This window comes from Paraglaciecola chathamensis S18K6, from assembly GCA_000314955.1.
GTDB lineage: Bacteria > Pseudomonadota > Gammaproteobacteria > Enterobacterales > Alteromonadaceae > Paraglaciecola > Paraglaciecola chathamensis.
On record BAEM01000062.1, the window covers coordinates 1 to 20603 of the forward strand.

18 protein-coding genes are annotated in these 20603 nt (G+C 44.2%); 7 read left to right on the forward strand and 11 right to left on the reverse strand.

The window, feature by feature from the left end:
* Positions 1 to 417: 417 nt before the first annotated feature.
* The 4 genes from GCHA_RS21420 to GCHA_RS21435 all read left to right on the forward strand — a co-directional run bounded on the left by GCHA_RS21420 (position 418) and on the right by GCHA_RS21435 (position 5557).
* The gene (locus GCHA_RS21420) at positions 418 to 1242 is read left to right on the forward strand and encodes an alpha/beta fold hydrolase (RefSeq protein WP_007992096.1); all 825 of its coding nucleotides are present in this window, start codon (positions 418 to 420) and stop codon (positions 1240 to 1242) included.
* Positions 1243 to 1483: 241 nt separating this feature from the next.
* On the forward strand, positions 1484 to 2323 hold the full coding sequence (locus GCHA_RS21425; protein ID WP_007992098.1) for a DNA ligase: 840 nt from the start codon (positions 1484 to 1486) through the stop codon (positions 2321 to 2323).
* A gap of 110 nt (positions 2324 to 2433) precedes the next feature.
* The gene (locus GCHA_RS21430) at positions 2434 to 2832 is read left to right on the forward strand and encodes a c-type cytochrome (protein ID WP_039992898.1); all 399 of its coding nucleotides are present in this window, start codon (positions 2434 to 2436) and stop codon (positions 2830 to 2832) included.
* Positions 2833 to 2893: 61 nt separating this feature from the next.
* The gene (locus GCHA_RS21435; protein ID WP_007992100.1) at positions 2894 to 5557 is read left to right on the forward strand and encodes a bifunctional diguanylate cyclase/phosphodiesterase; all 2664 of its coding nucleotides are present in this window, start codon (positions 2894 to 2896) and stop codon (positions 5555 to 5557) included.
* A gap of 2 nt (positions 5558 to 5559) precedes the next feature.
* Here GCHA_RS21435 and rep read toward each other — a convergent pair whose 3' ends face one another.
* Complete coding sequence (gene rep / locus GCHA_RS21440; protein WP_007992101.1) at positions 5560 to 7575, reverse strand: DNA helicase Rep; 2016 nt, start codon at positions 7573 to 7575, stop codon at positions 5560 to 5562.
* A 182-nt stretch (positions 7576 to 7757) separates the two neighbouring features.
* On the opposite strand from rep, the gene ubiK reads away from it, so the two are divergent.
* Positions 7758 to 8018 (forward strand): ubiquinone biosynthesis accessory factor UbiK, encoded by a 261-nt coding sequence (gene ubiK / locus GCHA_RS21445; protein ID WP_007992102.1) that lies wholly within the window; start codon positions 7758 to 7760, stop codon positions 8016 to 8018.
* A gap of 231 nt (positions 8019 to 8249) precedes the next feature.
* On the opposite strand, the gene ubiA is transcribed toward ubiK, so the two are convergent.
* Together ubiA and GCHA_RS21455 are read right to left on the reverse strand one after the other, a co-directional pair.
* Entirely contained in the window at positions 8250 to 9071 is an 822-nt protein-coding gene (gene ubiA / locus GCHA_RS21450) for a 4-hydroxybenzoate octaprenyltransferase (protein WP_052018013.1), read from the reverse strand.
* 40 nt (positions 9072 to 9111) lie between these two features.
* Positions 9112 to 9696, reverse strand: a complete 585-nt coding sequence (locus GCHA_RS21455) for a chorismate--pyruvate lyase family protein (protein WP_007992105.1) — start codon at positions 9694 to 9696, stop codon at positions 9112 to 9114.
* 128 nt (positions 9697 to 9824) lie between these two features.
* Here GCHA_RS21455 and GCHA_RS21460 point away from each other — a divergent pair, with 128 nt between their 5' ends.
* A complete protein-coding gene (locus GCHA_RS21460; RefSeq protein WP_007992106.1) occupies positions 9825 to 10238 on the forward strand; it encodes a flagellar basal body-associated protein FliL in 414 nt (137 codons plus the stop codon).
* A gap of 85 nt (positions 10239 to 10323) precedes the next feature.
* Here GCHA_RS21460 and glpG read toward each other — a convergent pair whose 3' ends face one another.
* The 7 genes from glpG to GCHA_RS21495 all read right to left on the reverse strand — a co-directional run bounded on the left by glpG (position 10324) and on the right by GCHA_RS21495 (position 17946).
* Positions 10324 to 11175: a rhomboid family intramembrane serine protease GlpG gene (gene glpG, locus GCHA_RS21465; RefSeq protein ID WP_007992107.1), complete on the reverse strand. Its 852-nt coding sequence runs from the start codon at positions 11173 to 11175 to the stop codon at positions 10324 to 10326.
* Positions 11176 to 11178: 3 nt separating this feature from the next.
* Positions 11179 to 11499, reverse strand: coding sequence for a thiosulfate sulfurtransferase GlpE (gene glpE / locus GCHA_RS21470; protein WP_007992108.1), 321 nt, complete (start codon positions 11497 to 11499; stop codon positions 11179 to 11181).
* Between the two features lie 15 nt (positions 11500 to 11514).
* The gene (gene tdh / locus GCHA_RS21475; protein ID WP_007992110.1) at positions 11515 to 12537 is read right to left on the reverse strand and encodes an L-threonine 3-dehydrogenase; all 1023 of its coding nucleotides are present in this window, start codon (positions 12535 to 12537) and stop codon (positions 11515 to 11517) included.
* Positions 12534 to 13730 carry a glycine C-acetyltransferase gene (locus GCHA_RS21480; protein ID WP_007992111.1) on the reverse strand — a complete coding sequence of 399 codons (1197 nt, stop codon included), beginning with the start codon at positions 13728 to 13730 and terminating at the stop codon, positions 12534 to 12536. Before GCHA_RS21480 ends, tdh begins: the two co-directional genes overlap by 4 nt.
* Before the next feature lie 130 nt (positions 13731 to 13860).
* Positions 13861 to 16275: a putative bifunctional diguanylate cyclase/phosphodiesterase gene (locus GCHA_RS21485; protein WP_007992112.1), complete on the reverse strand. Its 2415-nt coding sequence runs from the start codon at positions 16273 to 16275 to the stop codon at positions 13861 to 13863.
* Between the two features lie 35 nt (positions 16276 to 16310).
* Complete coding sequence (locus tag GCHA_RS21490) at positions 16311 to 17492, reverse strand: hypothetical protein (protein WP_007992114.1); 1182 nt, start codon at positions 17490 to 17492, stop codon at positions 16311 to 16313.
* Between the two features lies 1 nt (position 17493).
* The gene (locus GCHA_RS21495; RefSeq protein WP_007992115.1) at positions 17494 to 17946 is read right to left on the reverse strand and encodes a type 2 periplasmic-binding domain-containing protein; all 453 of its coding nucleotides are present in this window, start codon (positions 17944 to 17946) and stop codon (positions 17494 to 17496) included.
* A 228-nt stretch (positions 17947 to 18174) separates the two neighbouring features.
* Here GCHA_RS21495 and GCHA_RS21500 point away from each other — a divergent pair, with 228 nt between their 5' ends.
* Positions 18175 to 19476 carry a 3-deoxy-D-manno-octulosonic acid transferase gene (locus GCHA_RS21500; RefSeq protein ID WP_007992116.1) on the forward strand — a complete coding sequence of 434 codons (1302 nt, stop codon included), beginning with the start codon at positions 18175 to 18177 and terminating at the stop codon, positions 19474 to 19476.
* A gap of 16 nt (positions 19477 to 19492) precedes the next feature.
* Here the strand turns inward: GCHA_RS21500 and GCHA_RS21505 are convergent, their stop codons facing one another.
* A complete protein-coding gene (locus GCHA_RS21505; protein WP_007992118.1) occupies positions 19493 to 20569 on the reverse strand; it encodes a glycosyltransferase family 4 protein in 1077 nt (358 codons plus the stop codon).
* Positions 20570 to 20603: the final 34 nt, after the last annotated feature.

A 20603-nucleotide genomic window follows, 5' to 3' on the forward strand; every position in this document is an offset into this window, starting at 1 on the left:
AGACGGTCACTTATTAATGCGGATTGGTATTAACTTTCAAAAAATATAATCGCTACCTGTAATTCTTTCTTTAAACGTGAGTTTATTTCTCACCTGTTTTGTAAAACGTTGCACTGCAGCGCTTTATGCTTTCGCTACCTGCTGAATTAAAAAATCTCATTGATTACTCTCTAAACGCCCTACCGCCTTTCTAGGCCATGACCTTCCTCGGCTCGCTTGGCACAAAAACCGTCACAAGCTTAAGCAAAAATTTAATTAAAAACAGTTGGGACGATAATTGCTTTTAGCTCTTATAGGTTTCGAGCTCTTCGTCCTATGTAGGCTTCACAGGATATAACGTCATCTTAATAGGGTGAGAATGAAGGTTCGTACAGATGAGACTCTCGTCTCGTATCAAATTGAAAAGGAGAAGTGAATATGAGCGCGACAAAATACGTTACCGTTGAAGGGCATCAAATAGCATATGAAGAAATGGGGGAAGGCACACCTCTGTTACTGATACACGGTATCCCTACCAATAGGTCATTGTGGCGAAACGTCATGCTAGAACTCTCTTCTCAATATCGTGTTATCACTCCAGATTTACTCAACTATGGTGAGTCTGACATGCCACAAGATACTGATGTCTCTATTAATGCCCAGAGCCGGATCATGAGCAAGTTTATGGGTGCGCTTGGGATCTCCAGAGCCGACATTGTAGGACATGATATTGGTGGGGGCGTGGCTCAACTAATGGCCGTAAAACACCCTGCGAAAGTAAACTCAATCGTGCTTATAGACAGCGTGTGCTTCGATTCTTGGCCAATACCTGAATTTGCTCCCTTGCTGGAGCCTGGTGTTGAAGAAAAAACCAGCCCCGATGAGCTGATCGATATATTAAATGATTTCATGCCTAAAGGCGTGCACGACCAAAGTGTCATGACAGATGAATTAGTACGAATGTATGTAGGACAATGGAGCAGCGAACAGGGAAAAGCAGCGATGTTCAACAATATGCGCAGGCTCAACAAGGAATACACCCAAGCCATCGCTGGCGAGTTAAAGCGCTTACCTCACCAAACATTAATATTGTGGGGCGACAAAGATAATTTTCAAAAACCCCAATACGCACCACAGTTAGCAGAAACTATTCCAAATGCATCGCTAGTATGGCTGGTAAACGCTGGACACTGGTCAATTGACGAGCAGCCTGAAAAGGTAACGAAGTTGATTAGCGATTTTTTGCAAAGTAACGATAAATAACCGTTCATTGCTGCAAATTAGGGAAAGCTGCTCTTAGTATAGGACTCAGAGCCTAGGTTCACTGTTGCATTTGGCTATCGATACATTTGGTGTCGACACATTTAGCCACAGCATGCTTCAGCGAACTGGCTGCGCAGCGCAAGCGATTAACACTTATCCGGCTCTCATACATAATAAATCTCTCAGGCTAATGCTTTTGAACTAAGCTGTAAATTCGTTTCTATCCAAGGACGGTTTAGCTATGTCAATTTATACCCGCTTAGTTTTGATTTATTTAATATGTATTCCGCTCTCCTATGCGTTTGCGCAACATAAACCTGAAATCGAGCTCGCTAATCGCTTTAATGACTCTGTTAACGTAGCTGAATATTTAGTAAGCGAGAAATTAGATGGCATTCGAGCTCGCTGGGATGGCACCCAGTTGCTCACCCGCTCAGGTAACCCTATATCCGCACCGCTATGGTTTGTTGAGAGATTACCTAAACATGTTCTCGACGGTGAGCTGTGGATAGGCCGTCAGCGTTTTGAGAGAACCGCTTCTGTCGTACTCAGTCACGAGCCAAGCGACGGCTGGCGGGAAATAAAATTTATGCTGTTTGATTTGCCCGGCTACACAGGTCCGTTCAGTGAACGCTTGCGAATGCTCGAGGTGTTAGCAATACAGGCAAACTTGGGTCATATGCAGGTGATCCCCCAGCGTAAGTATTCCAGTCATTCAGCGCTAATGGCGGCGCTAGATGAAGTTTCTCTTGGTGGCGGTGAAGGCTTGATGTTACATCATCAAGATGCGCTATATACTCCTTTGCGCAGCAACAATGTGTTAAAGCTTAAAAAGCATCGCGATGCTGAAGCTATTGTATTAGCGCACTTACCTGGAAACGGTAAATACCAAGGTATGATGGGCGCTATTCGCGTGCAAATGAGTAATGGCAAAGTGTTTAAAATCGGCAGCGGGTTTTCCGACCAAGAGCGTCGTTCCCCTCCCCCTGTCGGCTCAGTAGTGACCTTTAAGTATTATGACCTAACCGTTAACGGGATCCCTAAATTTGCCAGTTATATTCGGCGAAAACCAAGGCAATAACACCTAGCATGTTACATAAATGGTTGTTCACACTTAATTAGTCGTTATAATCTCAGCAGATTATTTATCAGCAACGATAAGCAGGGTGACCCCCTGACGTGGAGAAAATAGTGAAACGTAAATTTTTATTGTGCATGTTTTTAGGCTTAGCATCAGTTTTCACGGCTAATGCAGCAGTTAACAGTGATGACGAAATAAAATCACGCATTGCCCCAATAGGCAAAGTACATGTTGCCGGTGCTAAAGCAGAAACTGCTTCAGCGGGTGGACCACGTTCAGGCGCGGACATATACGGTACAGCTTGCGTGGCATGTCACAGCTCTGGCGTTTTAGGAGCTCCTAAATTCCAAGATGCTGCTGACTGGGCACCTCGCTTAGAAAAAGGTTTTGATACCGTGTGGCAAAATGCCATTAACGGCATCAATGCCATGCCTCCTCGCGGAACATGTGCAGATTGTTCTGATGATGAGATAAAAGCTGCTATTGAGCACATGACCGAAGGTTTGTAAGGCTCTTTTTACTAAAAATTGTTCATAAAAAGGCCACCTTAGGGTGGCCTTTTTGTAACGAATGGTTTATTTTGGCGCTATAAAAATAACTAAAAATAGACTGTTTGTGCACGCGTTCTCTAACCATACCTCAATTAATAATATTTCCGATAACTTATCCATAGATGAGTTACGTGAACTGATACCTCAGTTACAACAACTCACTGAGAAATATAAGCACTCGGAAGCGATACAGAAATCGCTATTTGATATTTCTGAACTAGCCAGTTCAGTGGGTGAATTGTCACGTCTGTACCCCGCTATCCATGAAATTATTGGCCGTTTCATGAATGCGCAGAATTTCTATGTAGCATTTTATGATCAAATAGATGAACTCATTGATTTTGTTTATTTTGTTGATCAGTTTGATGAAGTCACGCTGCGCCAAATCCCCGCCTCTGAATTAATGGAAGGTTTTACTGGCTATATATTACGCACTGGTAATCATCTTTTTTTAACCGAAGAAACGCGCGAAGCCCAACTTAAACAAATCAACGTAAAACAAATTGGTTCTGGGCCAGTAGACTGGATCGGTGTTCCGTTAAAACGCGGTAACCAAGTTATTGGCGCTATGGTAGTGCAAAGTTACGACAAATCTATTCGCTACAACCAAGAAGATTTAGACATACTATTGTTCGTTTCGCAGCATATAGTCAACACGGTAGATCGAGTGAAAAGCCGTGAAATGAATGAACAAACGATCCGCGAACGCACAAAACAACTGCAAAGCATCAACGAAGAACTACAAGAAGAAATCAACGAACGACAAAAAGTAGAAACGCTGCAAAACGCCCTGTTTGAAATCTCTGAGCTATCCGCTTCCGTAGATGGCAATATGGCTGATTTTTACGCTTCACTACACGAAGTTATCGCTCGACTTATTAGTGCACCGAACTGTTACATAGCAACAATTAGTTCAGACAAAAAGCGTCTCGAATTCCCTTACTACTCAGATGAAGTCAATACGCTTATTGCATCACGAGAAATCGGTTTAGGTTTAACTGAATTTGTATTACGTACTGGTAGTGCAGAATTGATTAACCCCTCTAGGGTCAAGGAGCTAACAGCAAAGAACGAGATTGACGCTGTTACTGCTCAAAACATGCTTGAACAAAACAATTCTTGGCTGGGCTCCCCCTTGGTCGTCGACGGTGAAATATCAGGTGTGATTGCCATTCAAAGTTACAGCCAAGATGAACACTACTCATTGCGTGATTTGGAATTATTACGTTTTGTTTCCCATCATATTGCCGTAGCGTTAGAGCGAAAGCGCTCTTCTGATGCCATTCAGAGGTATAACCAGCAACTTACCGAAATGGTTAAAGAGCGTACCGAAGAGCTGAATAAAACAAATCAGTATCTGCAAAAGCAAATTGAAGAGCGTAAAGCAATTCAACAGAAGCTGGTGCATGACGCTCATCATGACGCGTTAACCGATTTACCAAACCGGACAATGTTTAACGCGCGACTGAGTCAGGCTTTAGCGAATAAAAAGCGTTATCCGCAGAATAATTTTGCTGTCGTATTCATCGATTTAGATCGTTTTAAACAAATCAACGACACCATAGGCCATCATGCGGGGGATTCATTTTTAATTGAAGTCGCTAGTCGCATCAATCACTGTATTCGTGGCCACGATCTACTGGCTCGTTTGGGTGGGGATGAATTTGTCATCTTGCTGGATAATTTCGAATCGCCAGATGATGTTGAGATCATCTCGAATCGGATTATTAACTCTATAGCAGCCCCGTTTGTTTTAGACGGCCGAGAAATATTCTCGGGTGCCAGCATCGGCATTGCTTATCTTGAAAGTGGTTATCAAACTGCCAGTGAAATCGTGCGTGATGCAGATGCAGCCATGTATCAAGCCAAATCGCAAGGCCGCGGCCAATACGTGGTATTCGATTTAACCATGCGTAAAAAGTTACTTGAAGAGCTTGAAATAGAAACTGAATTTCGAAAAGCCCTTAAAAACGAAGCCTTCGACGTGTACTCGCATCCCGTGTTTGACATGAGCAGTGACAATCATATTTATGACGAATGCAGAGTGCGTTGGGTCAACCCCAAGTTGGGAGTGATGGATCGCGACAGCTTTTGGCAAATTGCTGAACACAGTGGCTTAGTGGTTGAAATGGATAACTTCATGCTCAAAGCTGCATTTGCCATGTTGAGTCAAACGCTTACCTCTTATGCCGGAAAATCGCACTACAAAGTAGCTGTCAATCTCTCCATTCATTACCTGACACACACCGAAGCAGCTGTTCAGTTAATTCAAGATATTAGAGAAAAGCAGATTGATCCGAAAAGACTCATTTTTGAATTTGATGAGAATGATTTAAATCGTCGAGCACAGTTTAGCTTGCCCGCCATTAAACATTTAAAACGCTCTGGCATTAAGATAGTGCTAGATAACTTTGGCAGTGGCTTAGCATCGTTAAGCTATTTGTATTCTTACCCCTTTGACTTTGTCAAAGTAGATCACCGCTTTGTGAAAACCGTTCCTCGTTCAGAACGCAACCTCAAATTAATCCAGTCTGTGTTGGCTATGTCTGAGCAGTTAAAATTCAAACTTATTGTGTCGGGAATAACAGATAAAGAGCAAGCAGATTTACTCAACTCGGTGGGCTGCCAGTTGGGACAAGGGCCTTATTTAGAGCCCCCGTCTCAAGTAATACTGCCTGATTAGCACTACTTTTTATTCATCATATCCCGCAAATTAGCAATACCTGTTTGCCCTTTTTGCTGACGGGCCTGTGCGCTGACTTTTGGTTTTTTCAATTCCCAGTGCACGTCATCAGCGGGCAGTTCGTGTAAAAAGCGGCTGGGCTCTGGTTGAATCACTTCACCGAATTGACGACGCTCTTTCGCTAAGGTGAAAAATAGCTCTTTCTGAGCTCGAGTTATCCCCACGTACGCTAAGCGACGCTCTTCTTCAATGTTGTCTTCATCGATACTGCTTTGATGGGGCAAAAGGCCTTCTTCCATACCCACCATAAATACATATGGAAACTCCAAACCTTTGGACGAATGTAATGTCATCAGCTGTACCTGGTCGGTTTCTTCAGTGTCTTCTCCACGCTCCATCATGTCACGCAGTATTAGTCGATTAACCACTTCTTGCAGGCTCATAGGCGCATCAAGCTCGCCGCCTTCAAGCATATCGCTGACCCAACCAAATAAAGTACTGATGTTACCCATACCCATCTCAGCAGCTTTAGGGCTCGTGCTGGTCTCGTAAAGCCATTCTTCATAGCCCATGTCTTTAATCATCTGACGAATAGCAGCAATGCTGTCACTGCGCTTTACTTCATCTGAGAGTTCTACAATCCAGCGCGCGAAACCCTCTACTGACTCAAGAGACTTTCCTGATATAACTGTGCTGAGCATAGGTGAACAGGCTGCTTCAAACATGCTGGTACGGTTTTGGTTGGCAAAATTACCTAGCTTTTCTAACGTCACTCGACCTATACCCCGTGTTGGAGTATTGATCACTCGCAGCAGCGCGTTGTCATCATCTTGGTTCACCAACAAGCGCAAATAGGCCATAATATCTTTGACCTCAGTGCGCCCAAAAAACGATGTTCCGCCATTTATTTTGTAAGGGATACGGTTGGCCATAAGCACTTTTTCAAACAGTCGAGATTGAAAGTTGCCGCGATACAATATGGCGTAATCTTTAAAACTGGTGCCCTGCATAAACTTATGTGCAATAAGCTCAGCCACAACCCGCTCAGCTTCATGTTCTTCATTTTTCGCTGTGATGATGCGCAGCTCGCTTCCATAGCCCAGTTCAGAGAAAAGCTTCTTTTCAAACACATGCGGGTTATTTTGGATCAAGATATTGGCACAATGCAAAATACGCCCAGAGGAACGATAGTTTTGCTCTAGCTTTATAACTCGCAAATCTGGGAAATCTTTGCTCAACAACACTAGATTTTGCGGCCTAGCTCCCCGCCAAGAATAGATCGATTGGTCATCATCCCCAACCACGGTAAAACGAGCGCGCTGACCCACCAATAAGCGTACTAATTCGTATTGGCTAGTATTGGTATCTTGATACTCATCCACCAGCAAGTAGCGGATCCGGCTTTGCCACTTTTGACGTACCGTTTCATTGTGCTTGAGCAGCAAAGTGGGCAACAAGATCAAATCATCAAAATCTAATGCGTTGTAGGCGCGTAAATGGTTTTGATAGCGCTGATAAAATTCAGCAAATTCTGCGTCTCCAGCAGAAGATGTACGCTTAAGTAATTGCTCTGGCAACAGCAGATCGTTCTTCCAATTCGAAATGCAGCTTTGCAGTAATTGCAGTTGGTCCTTGTCGCCGCCAAGCTCTACATCGGTTAAATCTTTCAGCAATGCCATGCTGTCTTTGTCATCAAACAGTGAAAAACCTGCTTTTAGGCCTAGAGTTTTGACTTCCGCTTTTATGATCCGCAAACCTAATGTATGAAAGGTTGACACCTTTAAGCCCCGGGCCTCTTTTCGCCCTAAGGTTTGCGCCACTCGCTCTTTCATTTCGCGAGAAGCTTTATTGGTAAACGTTACCGCCGCAATATAACGTGCAGGGATGTCACATTCGCGTACAAGATAAGCAATTTTATTGGTGATAACGCGAGTTTTACCACTGCCAGCACCCGCTAACACTAAGCAAGGGCCAGAGATATAATTTACAGCGTCATTTTGGCCGGGATTTAGTTTCATGCAATTCACTTTTGTTTTGGGCAGGGAATTGTAATATCAAACCCCATGCAAAGGCGAATGATCCGCGGGAAAATATCATCCGTTAAAGAAGGTTGATTGATTCACTAAGATGAGCGTTTTTATACTGCTAAGCGTTTAGGTATTCGCTACAATAAACCATCACCACTATCATGGAGCCATTGATGCTTGATCCAAAAAAATTAGAGGATATTGCCAAACAAATTACCGAAGCGATTCCTCCTGGTGTAAAAACCATGGCTGAAGGCGCTGAGTCGAAGGTAAAGCAAGTGCTACAAAGCCAACTGAACAAGTTAGATTTTGTTAGCCGTGAAGAGTTTGAAATTCAAAGTAATGTGCTTATTCGCACCAGAGAAAAGCTCGCTGTACTAGAAGCTAAACTCGAGGCCTTAGAAAAGGGCTTGCAAGACAACAAGACCGACTAGCGACCTTTTTGCAGTTGAGCGAGCTCGTTTTTAAGGGTGTTTACGACAACGAGTAAGTCTTCAGCTGAATTTTCAGTTTCCTGAGCTCCACTCATAGTGGACTCAGAAATTGATGTTATTTTAGTGACTTGTGATGCCACTGAACGCGTTTTCGTTGATTGCTCAGTGGCTATTATGAAATTTCGCCACTCATATCACTCTCTCCAGTGCCCCGGATGCCAAATTAAGGTATTAGATAAAATAGTGTCCAGCTATGCCAATGGCGATAGCCATGCCCACGTAATTATTGTTTAAAAACGCGGTAAAGCAGGCTTGTCTGTCTCGTTCATAGATCAAACGTTGTTGATAAACAAACAGCGCAACAGCGACCAACACGCCTAAGTAAAATGGCAACGTAAAATGCAGATATTGTCCCAGCGCGAGTAACATCAGAACAACGCTTAGTTGTAGCAAGCCAACAATCAACCTATCGTATTGTCCGAACAATATCGCAGTTGATTTCACCCCAATTTGCAAATCGTCATTTCTATCAACCATGGCATACTCGGTATCGTAAGCCACTGTCCATAAAACGTTGATACTAAACAGCCACCAGGCTATGCCAGGTACGGCTTCATTAACCGCCATAAATGCCATTGGGATCGCCCAAGCAAATGCGGCACCAAGCACCACTTGTGGTAAATGGGTATAGCGTTTCATAAAGGGGTAAACGGCAGCTAACCCGAGAGCCCCTATCGATAGAACAATGGTTTGCCAATTTAAGGCCAGTACGAGCAAGAATGCCACCCCTACTAGGGTTGCAAATAATCCTAACGCCTGCTTCTCGCTTACCACGCCGCTGACCAAAGGCCTGGCATTTGTTCTTGCCACTTTGCCATCGACTTTGCGATCTGCGTAGTCGTTGATCACGCAGCCTGCTGAGCGCATAACAAAAACACCCGCGACAAAAATAGCCGTAATCCACCAAGGTGGTAACCCTTGTGCTGCAATCATCAAAGCCCATAACGTCGGCCATAACAACAAGTAACTGCCAACGGGTTTGTCTGCCCGCATTAATAGCCAAAAACCGCGCATGACTGGGCGAGTTAATAATTTATTGGTCAAGATTCAAATCTCTGTATGCGGGAGCCTGAGGTAAAAACACTTCGGCGACCATCATGGCATGTTGCTGAAAGCGAAATACGGAGCGACGGCCCCAAATGTTCGCGAGTGGCGCGTCCCCATATTCGGCGATAAAGGTGTCATTAGGTTGAATGCACGTTAGTTGAAAGGGCTGGCGCTTGAATCGGTCATCGTTAAAAATCAGATGGCCTAAAGGTTTGTCACCTAAGTTTAAGAAATCCGCTTCACATAATGCTTGGGGAATAATCGAGCGGGCAAACACCCAAGGCTGGTTATCACCATGTAGAATCACCTCACGGATTTGCCATTGCTGTGCACATTGGGATGCAAAAGGCGTTGCTAACTGCTTATATTCATCTGCATTAGCGACACCTTGTTTTTGACTGACCACCTGTACTTTGAAGTCTTGGCAATGGCCTTGTAACCTTTGTGTTAGCGAGCCTGTATTAAGTAACCAACTTTCAAGTTCCAGATTAGGGATAAGCGCCTGTTCTTGATTAAACCAAGAAACGCCATCTAGTGACAAACCGTATGAGTGAGAAAGAGTATTTAGCATAGCCCCACATAATATCAATTGACGAAGCTAGACTAAAGAGTGAATAAATAGTTTTAGCGATTCCGTGAATTCTTGGTAAGCTATTGACACTAAGGAAATTAATATACCGGCCAGTTGAAGAGGTAGAAATGCGCATTGTCAGATTATTTGCTACTTGCCTAGTGCTACTTAGTACACTGCTATCGCCTTCTTTTGCGCAAGAAGCGCCAAGCAAGCAATTTGCCTATTTTGGCCTAGAGCCTGATATCGTGACGAATTATTTAGGCAACAGTAATCGTAAGTTAGGCTACGTGCGCATTACCATCGAATTGATGCTTGAAGATGTGAACGATTTAGAAAAAGCAGATCATCACTCTCCCTTGCTACGCGCCACCGCCATTGAAATCCTTGGCCGTCAACCGGAAGAGCGAGTCAAATCTCTTACTGGTCGTGAAGATATTCGACGCACTTTTTTAGATACCATGCGTAAATTGATGAAGGAAGAAACGGGCTCGAATATGATTAAAGACGTTATCTTCACCAAATACATCTATTACGGTTAAAATCATTTAAGGGCGCTTCAAAAATCGCTCGTTGCTTACCTGCACCCAACCTACCTCAGTAGCAAAACAGAGATAGGTTTTAGCCCTACCCTTTTTTGCTCGTAAAACGGCTTAATATAAATGCAAAAAAACAACCACTTATCAAGCCAACTGTGTGAGCAGTATTGGCCATACTGACCCAAAGAATATCGGCATAGCCCACTACCAACCATACCAATAAAAAGCCAATTAACGGTTTAGGCATCATGAGGCCCCAAGACGGCCGCAACCACCCTAACCACCACACGCAGCCAACCAATGCATAAACCACACCTGATAAACCACCGAAATTTTCACCGCTGACTAACAATTGGCCAATGTTTGATAATAAAGCTGAAAACAGAAACAGCATGACCAGTGTCGCACGACCTAGCAGGCGCTCTATTTGACCGCCGAGAGTCCACCACCAGAGTAAATTAAATACGATGTGTAGTACCGAAAAATGAATAAGCGCTGGGCCGATTAAACGCCACCATTGGTGATTTTCCAACAGCTGTGGCAGAGGCTCTATTGCCAGCACCTTGTATGGCCAAAAAAAGCCGACCATAGCCAACAAATACACCAGCAAACACGTGAGCAAAATACTCGTGGTGACGGGTATATCGCGCAGCTGCTGCCACATACCGTTTAAAGAAACACCCGAGTTTCTGTCGCTTAACGTCACCGTTTGGCCGCTATCCCACGCCGCTTGCTGATATTTTTTGTCCTGAGGGAATTGAATAAATTCACTGGCGATATCGCTGGCAACATCCTTGTCTGACTCATTGAGAAGTTGCACAGCGTGCTCGCCACTTTGAAAAGAGTATTGCGCCACAATACCCTGACTATTCAAATAGTTAGTTAGTAATCGAGCAGCGCGTTCTTGATTAAAACTAACCAGCAGGAAAGGCATGGACATGCGCTATTCACCACTAACGAAAGGCAAGCTTTGACGCCAGGCTTCAAAGCCTCCGTCCATGCTATACACTTCTTCAAACCCTTGATGAATCAAGAACTGAGCAGCTTGTTGACTACTGACACCGTGATAACAGCAAACGATAACCGGCGTATCAAAATCCGTTTTCTGGGTGAAGTTTACTAACGTTCCATTGGTTAAATGCACTGCGCCTTCAATATGTCCTGCTACAAACGATTGTTCGTCACGAATATCCACCAACCGAGCTTGTTTCGCTGCCAGTTTTTGCTGTGTGTCCTGCACTGAAATGTGTGCGAATTGCTCCATTGTTCTACCTTTTGATTACCAGTTTAATATGACTTTGCCTGAATGGCCTGAGCCCATGGTATCAAATCCTTGCTGAAACTCATCGATATTAAATTGATGAGTAATAATCGGTGCTAAATCTAACCCGCCTTGAATAAGACTTGCCATTTTGTACCAAGTCTCAAACATTTCTCGGCCATAAATCCCTTTAATCACCAGCCCCTTGAAAATCACCTTATTCCAATCAACGGCAACATCTCCGGGGGGAATACCAAGCATGGCCACTTTACCGCCATGGTTCATCTTGTCTAACATATCGCGAAATGCTGCTGGCACACCTGACATCTCAAGTCCGACATCAAACCCTTCGCTCATGCCAAGGTCATTCATGACGTCTTTTAGGTTTTCCTTGGCAACATTCACCGCACGGGTAGCACCCATCTTACGCGCCAAATCTAAGCGATATTCATTGATGTCGGTAATGACGACGTGGCGGGCTCCAACATGCTGAGCCACCGCAGCGGCCATAACGCCTATGGGACCGGCGCCTGTAATCAATACATCTTCCCCGACTAAATCAAATGACAGTGCGGTGTGTACCGCATTACCAAATGGGTCAAAAATCGCAGCTAAATCATCTGAAATATTGTCTGGAATTTTAAACGCATTAAACGCTGGAATAGACAAATATTCAGCGAATGCGCCCGGACGATCAACCCCGACGCCTGATGTATTGCGGCATAAGTGACGGCGACCTGCGCGGCAATTTCGGCAATGACCACAGGTTATGTGTCCTTCACCTGAAACACGATCACCGATTGAAAAACCTCGGACTTCTTCACCGATTTCAACCACTTCTCCCACATATTCATGCCCCACCACCATGGGAACAGGGATCGTTTTTTGCGACCACTCGTCCCAGTTATAGATGTGCATATCAGTGCCACAGATAGCGGTTTTACGAATTTTAATCAATAAGTCATTGTGGCCTACAACCGGCAATTCACTGTCGTGAAGCCAGATGCCTTTTTCCGATTTGAGCTTGGCGAGGGATTTCATTTAATCACTCCTAACTCTTTTCCTACTTCGATAAAAGCATCAACCGCGCGGTCAATCTGTTCGATACTATGAGCAGCCGACATTTGCGTACGAATACGCGCTTGATCCTTTGGTACCACTGGGAAAGAAAAACCGACAACATAGATGCCGCGTTCGAGCATTTTGTCAGCCATATCACTGGCTAATTTTGCATCCCCTAACATCACCGGAATAATAGCGTGGTCTTTACCTGATAGCGTAAAACCTGCTTGCTCCATGCGGGTGCGGAAATGAGTGCTATTACGTTTTAACTGAGCTCGTAACTCGTGCCCCTCAGCTAACATATCAAACACTTTAAGCGATGCTGAAACTATAGGCGGCGCAACAGAGTTAGAAAACAAATAAGGACGAGAGCGTTGACGCAGCCAATCAACCACCTCTTTTTTACCCGACGTGTACCCGCCCGAAGCACCGCCTAGCGCTTTACCTAAAGTACCAGTAATAATGTCTACACGGCCCATCACGTCACAGTACTCGTGGCTACCTCGTCCTTGCTCACCCACAAAGCCTGTGGCATGACAGTCGTCGACCATCACTAAAGCACCGTATTGATCGGCTAGGTCACAAATACCAGCTAGATCAGCAATAACACCATCCATGGAAAACACCCCGTCGGTTGCAATCACTATCGTTTGCGCACCTTCACTCTTGGCTTTTTCTAATTGGACCGCCAAGGCTTGCATATCGTTATTGGCATAACGGTAGCGCTTTGCCTTACACAATCGCACACCATCAATGATACTGGCATGATTAAGAGCATCGGAAATGATCGCATCGTCTGGGCCTAAGATGGTTTCAAATAACCCTCCATTTGCATCGAAACACGAGGGATACAAAATAGTATCTTGCATACCTAAAAAGGCGCTAATTTTATCTTCCAGCGCTTTGTGTATGTCTTGAGTACCGCAAATAAAACGTACCGAGGCCATACCGAATCCATGGCTGTCCAAACCTTCTTTTGCAGCGTTGATTAGCTCTTGGTTATTAGCCAAACCAAGGTAGTTATTGGCGCAAAAATTCAGTACTTGCTGGTTATCACTCACTTGAATATCAGCACTTTGTTGCGACTGGATAACCCGCTCAGTTTTGTAAAGACCTTGCGCTTTAGTATCGCTAAGCTGCTGCGCTAAGCGATCGTAGAAGGCTTGTTTCATGAACTGTCCTCGAAAAATAGTAAGATGCGCGAATATTAAAGCATAATGAGGGCCCGACGCGAATAATCAATTCAATTATCGCCGTAAAGGATCGCAGAGAACGTCATCGTTGTTTTACATTACTTCGTGGTTAAAATGACAAATCGAAACGCTTCCACACTCCGTCATTAAGTTTGCTAGGCAATGCTGGATAAAGTTCTTCTTCCAATACGGGCTTGGAAATATAGTAGCCTTGGGCTATGTCGCAACGCATGGTGCTTAAGGTACTGAGCTGCGTTTCGGTTTCAACACCTTCCGCAACAACTTTCATTCCTAGTTTTCGAACCATAGCAACAGTGGATTTTACAATTTGCTTGTCTGCACTACTGTTTTCCATACCTGCAATGAAGCTTCGATCGATTTTAATAATATCCACGGGCAACTGGGATAAATAGGCCAGAGAAGAATAACCGGTGCCAAAATCATCTATGGAAAAGCTAAAACCAAGCGCTTTTAGTTGATGCATTATGCCTTTGGTTTGTTCGATGTCAGCAACAACGGTACGTTCGGTCAACTCTAACTCGATTTGATCAGCTCCCTGATCACTTTGCGCTAATTGCTCTCGCATAAAATTGATGAGATTAGGATCTAAAAACTGACTAGCAGACAAATTTACAGCGATGCGATAGCCGCTCATACCCAGGCTTTCTAGATGAGCCAAAATGCTAAAAGCTCGCTTGATCCCCCAATAGCCTAGGGTAATCATGCTCTCTGAATTTTCCATAATAGGAATAAACTCATCAGGCATAATGTAGCCACTTTTCGGGTGAAGCCAGCGAATTAGTGCCTCAAACCCAACGAGCTTACCTGTGGTAATATCGATTTGTGCTTGTAATGCGAATTTAAACTGCTCTTGCAATAGGGCATCTCTGACATCATGCTCGATCTCAATATGCCTCATTACTTGGGTGCTCATCCCCTCATTGAACAAGGTGTAACGATCACCGCCTGCATCCTTTGACGCGTACATCGCGATATCAGCTTGACGCACTAAATCATCTACCGTGACATTTTGCCCATCGCACGAAGTAATCCCAAGACTTACTGAGGTGTAAAAGCGCTGAGCACCTATCTCCACTGACTCGCGAAACTTAGCAACTAACTTTTCAGCGAGGGTGATGCCGTTACTGACCTCATCAATTTCCTGTAACACGATGACAAACTCGTCTCCACCAAAACGACTAATCACATCTGACTCTCGCAAATTACTACGCAATCGCTGGGCAGCTGCCATTAAAAATTCGTCTCCGATACCATGGCCGTAACTGTCATTGATTTTACGAAAGTTATCAAAGTCCAATAAAATGACCACGAGCGACCCGGGAGCGCGCGATAAAGCTGCAATTTTTTTACGCAACACAAAGTTAAGCATATTGCGATTTGGCAGGCCCGTGAGTCGGTCGTACATTGCGATATTTTCCAGTTCACGGGTGTTCTGTTCTATTTTTCCATCCATGGACTCTAACTGTTCACCCAACAAATTTGTCGAATGTTGCACGTCATCTATCTCATCTAAAAACATACGACTACGGGTAAACTGCAAGGTATTAAACTCATCGTATTTTTTTTGCGCTAATAACGGTAAGCGTTTCGCGACAATGAGCAAGCGCCTACGTAAACGCTCCGCCATCACAAAAAAGGCTAAAATGCACAATAAAACTGTGATGGCAGAGATAATAATCACTCCCTTTTGATAACTTTCGTGTCTGGCCCACTCATCGCTGATATCGTGCACAGCCAATAGGTAGGCACTGTCCGCTTGAGTGTCATCAACAGGCAGTAAATTCAACAGGAATGCTTGTTGGCCCATGACTAAGCGATACCCTTTGTCTAGCACCATATCAAATGAGACTGTTTCAGGGATTAACTTGAGTAACGCACTAATTTCTTGTCGCTTAATATAGGAAATCGGCGACTGTATTTGCGCGTCGCGAAGCGCGGGCGCCTCGGACGACTTATCTCTCGCCACTAGGGCTAACTCTGCCAATGTAGAGCGATTCAGAGCAGCCATCATTTCCAGTAAAGATGTACTGGCGGTTAACACCAGCAACTCGCCACTGGCGGATAAAATAGGCATGCTAATTAAATGAAAGCATGATTGTTTACACAAAATATTAGTAATGGAGGATTGATTAACTAGCGTTTGCTGAACACTGGTTCTCACATAATCTGGCACATGCTCATGGTTGGCAAATATAACGCCTTGCTGATGATCAAATAACCAAAGACTGTTCACTTGCCAATTTAACTGCAAATAGTCAAATTCTTCTCGAATAAACTCAGCGGTAGCCTGAGGGTTATCAGTGATATCTTCATGCAGATGAATAAACGATTCAAACCACAACTCAATTCGATTGCTTAGCATCTCTCGAATAAGATGCATTTGACTTAAATCTTTATCGTGTAGCGCTTGTTGCTGACTTAAATAATCTTGGTCATTTTTGTCAATCCAGATGAATGTCAAAAGGACACTGGCAATCAGTAAAAAACCGATCAGCAGGCCCATGATCTTCCATGGCAAGCTAACAAATATACGCATCGTTAAAACCAATAAATAATTTGCAGCGCCCAAATATCCCAATACTTGGAATCATTGGCCACAGTATCAGGAATAAAAACAGGTGCTAAACGCGCACGCCCTTTCACTTTATGAAACTCACCTCGAATTCGCCAATTGTTGGCGAAATCCCAAGACGCACCTAATGTGAGCTGATCGCGAAAGGCAAAATAAGCTGGTACAGCCCCGCCACTTGCTTGCTGGTATGCACTGCCATTACGATCGCGGTTATTCGCATCGAAAGTATCTATTGTGGCTAGTAACGTCACATCTGGGCTGACAAATAGTCGCCCTTGCACATACAAGCCTTCAGCAATGGCATCTGCGTCACGCTGATCAAAGAAAAAGCCCTGAAAATCAGTTTTTTCACGCATGGCTTCAGCGTTAATATCCCAATATTCGGCGCTGTAAGACAGACTAAGCATAAAGCGCTCTAAAGCTACTTTTCCATCGGTAAAGATATCGTTATCACCAGCGTCGTAGCTAAAATCTGTTTTTAGCAAACTTCCACCTAATGACAATCCAGTGCCTAGCGGGCTAAATGAAACGCTAAACTGCGTATCAAAATCATGATTAAGTTCACCAGTGGCCAAGGTAGACATTAAGTTTTCTGTTTGTTCTTGTTTGATTTGGGTATTGCCATAGCTCCAACGAATATCCCACTCGCCTAGGGAATTAAGATGCTGAGCGGTCAGAGAAATACCATCGCTTCCCAACGACGCATTGCGAAATGCATCAAAGTAGGACGATTGGGGTAGCACAATCGAGGGCATCGTATGCGGCACGTCTCGAGTGGCGGAGTATAACCAATGATAATTTTTATAACGGCCAAAGTGAGCGTTGATGTTCCAGCGCGGGGAGTTAAGCACTTGGTAATCCAAAAACAGATAATCGATACGCACCCCCTCATCAAATCGATTGCCGCCATTGATGTATATCCCTTGTGCTGACACCCGAAGTTTTTGATTGATACGATAGGAGGTGTTCAGGCCTACTTCTGTTAATCGATATGACACATCACCGTCATCATTTATATAATTACTGTCGTTAGCCTGAATAACACCCTGGGCACCAAACCCGTGCCACACAAGGTCGCCAGCAAGGGTTAATCCTGAAAATGTTAAACTGGATAGGAATAAGAGAAGAAACACGTTTTTTTGCATCATCTTATCCCTCTTTACTGATTTTTAATTCGCGCATACCTGGCGGTAGCGAACCAGAAATGACATAACCAATGGCTCCAGGCTCTTGACTCACCATATCAATCATATCTTGGCTATCGTCCACCAAAATCGGCTTCTCTCCTAACCCCGAATAAGCCAATTTATTCCACATTCTTTCAAGTTGATAAGGAAACATGCCGAGCACATTCTTGCAAAAGTGCTGATGAATAGGGTCTTGCTCGTGCAATACATATACTTTAATTGCTGAACCGTCTTCCCAGGTGGTTTGGCGCATTGAAAAGATCCAGCGCACGCGGCTCTCACTTAAAGCGTTAATATTGACGTTATCGTTCACAATCACGCGTACTTTGGCTTGGTCAGCGTAAGTATGGTGTACCCCAAATAGCATCACTAGAGCGAGCAACAGGCGAAAGCCGATGCGGCGAATATTCAGCAAAAAATACTCCTAATTAAATACCATTTTCTGAGAGTCAAAAACAACTGAAAGCACAACTCCTTGTAATTTGAATAAGTTACAGAGTAAGTATTACTTGTTATTGTCTTTTATTACAGGAAATTTTTTATCCTATTCAAGGTATTGCACGTACTTCAATGCTCTCAAGCTTAGTCGAAAATCAACGAAATACTGTTAAAATGCCAACTGAACCTATTTGATGGTAATAAGATGAAGTCCAGTTTCACTCCCAATACAAAAGAAATATTAAGCCTATGGGGCTACACCTTGCTACTGAGTATTTTGTTACCCTTTGTATTTTTACATTTTTGTTTTCAATACGTCACTAAAAAACCCACCTCTCCAGGGGCTCGAATTCAGCGATTCGGCGTAAAATTGCGTACGGCAGAAACGGGGGGGCTATTATTTCACTGTGTATCTGTAGGTGAAGTTGTTGCGGCAGCGAACGTCATAAATGCTATTCGCAGACATCAACCGTCTATCCCCGTGACCATTACGACCACCACGGCTACAGGGGCTAAACAAGTGACCAGTTTGTTTAAAGACACAGTAACCCACTGCTATTTACCGTTAGATTTGCCTTGGATGATGAGCCATTTACTAAAACAAGCTGCGCCTGCCCACGTTATCATTACTGAAGTGGAGCTTTGGCCGAATATGATTGACCAATGTTGGCGCAATGGGATCCCTGTATCGGTAATTAATGCGCGTATGACCAGTAATTCTATGCGTAGTTACGAAAAAATTTCGGCACTTTTTAGCCCTATGCTGCACAAACTATATAAAATATGTGCGCAAGGTGATCGCGATTTCAAAAACTATCAGCAACTTCGCACTCCAGAGCAAACGTTGCTGCTGACCAATAACATTAAATTTGAGCAAACGGTGCACCCAGAAGCCCACCAACTAGCCAGTGAATTTGCCCAGATGTTTAATCTTGTTGACCGAGCCATTGTGGTTGCCGGTAGTTCTCATGCGCCAGAGGAGGCGGTCTTGCTAGAAGCTCATAAAACCGTGCTTCAACAATATCCTAAAACGCTCCTTATTATTGTGCCTCGTCATCCTCAGCGCTTTGATGAGGTATATCAAATTTGCCAATCAAGTGGTTTACGCTGCATGCGCAGCTCTGACCAAAACCCATGTGATGAAGACACACAAGTTTTGTTAGTCGATGAAATGGGTAAACTACAAGCCTTGTACGCATTGGCAACAATCGCGTTTGTCGGGGGCAGCATTGCTGATAGAGGGGGGCACAATGCGCTTGAACCCGCCGCATTTGAAGTGCCAATTTTAATGGGCCCCCACCGCTATAACAATCCAGCTATATGCCAAGTACTCAGTGATGGCGGTGCATTATTTGAAGTGAATAATCCCCAGCAAGTCAGTCACAATGTTTTGCAATGGTTAGATGATGACGCATCTCGAACTCGCGCTGGGCAAGCCGGAAAACAGGTTTTACAAGAAAACAGTGGCGCGCTGAGCGCCACATTAGAGGCATTGGGTTTTAGCTAAAACCGCAAAACAAGGTTTACTGCAAACCTCTAAACAAATCGACTAAGGCTTTCGCTTCACGTTCCACCGTGTAATGCGCTAACACCCGTTCGCGCCCCGCCAAGCCTTTTTGCTTTAACACTTCAGGGTCGGATAATAGCGAGTCCATTTTAGCCGTTACTGCTGGCTGGTCATTAACAGGCACGACATGGCCGTCAACGTCTTCACGGATAATTTCCTCCCATGCGCCAGCTTGGGTTGCTAATACAGCGGCGCTGCAGCTCATGGCTTCAAGCACAGTTAAACCGAACCCCTCGTTATCACTCAAGGCAGACACCATAGACAGCGCACTAAAAATCGGCGGTATACGCTCGAATGGTAATTCACCGGTGAAAATAATCCGCTCGCTCAATCCCGCTTTATCAATTTTTGCTTTTAGTTCGTCCACAAACTCTTGATGACTAGAAGAAATAGCGCCCACCACAACAGCGTTGTACTCAGGATACTTAGGCAATACTTCAATACACGCATTTACAAATAGATGAACCCCTTTTTGTTTGCGTACACGACCTAAAATACCAATACCGTACTTACCACCGTACCCCAGATCTTGCCATGCTTGCTCTTTATTGGCCGCAGGGGCGAAGTTTTCAATTTGAATACCGTGGGGAATAATGGCGTCTGGCGGATCAGCCAAGTATTTAGCCGATGACTTACTGATAGCGACAACAGCATCCATCTGGCGCGTTAGCCATAAGGTTGAGCCAGAGCGATAACGCTGGGCTGCAGAACTAAACACCATTTTAATCTTGGCACCAAATACATATTTCAGCAGCACCGCTTGGATCATTTCATCCACTCGGCGAGCGTGAAAAACACGATACTTGCCGTTGCTTAATGGCTTGCGGCACATTTTGACTACCTGCCAAAACGTCATCGCTTGGCTTGCGTCAGGTAAATAATGCTTTCCCATAACACGCAAATTAATCAACTTTTGTTGATAAGACATGACCTGCAACATGGTTGAGGTTACGCCCGAAAAATTTGAATTCGAATTTCCCAGAATCAACTCAACTTCATCTTGCTTACTAATTTTCGTCACATCATGCTCCATAGTTAATGCTTACTCACTTGATTAATATTATTCG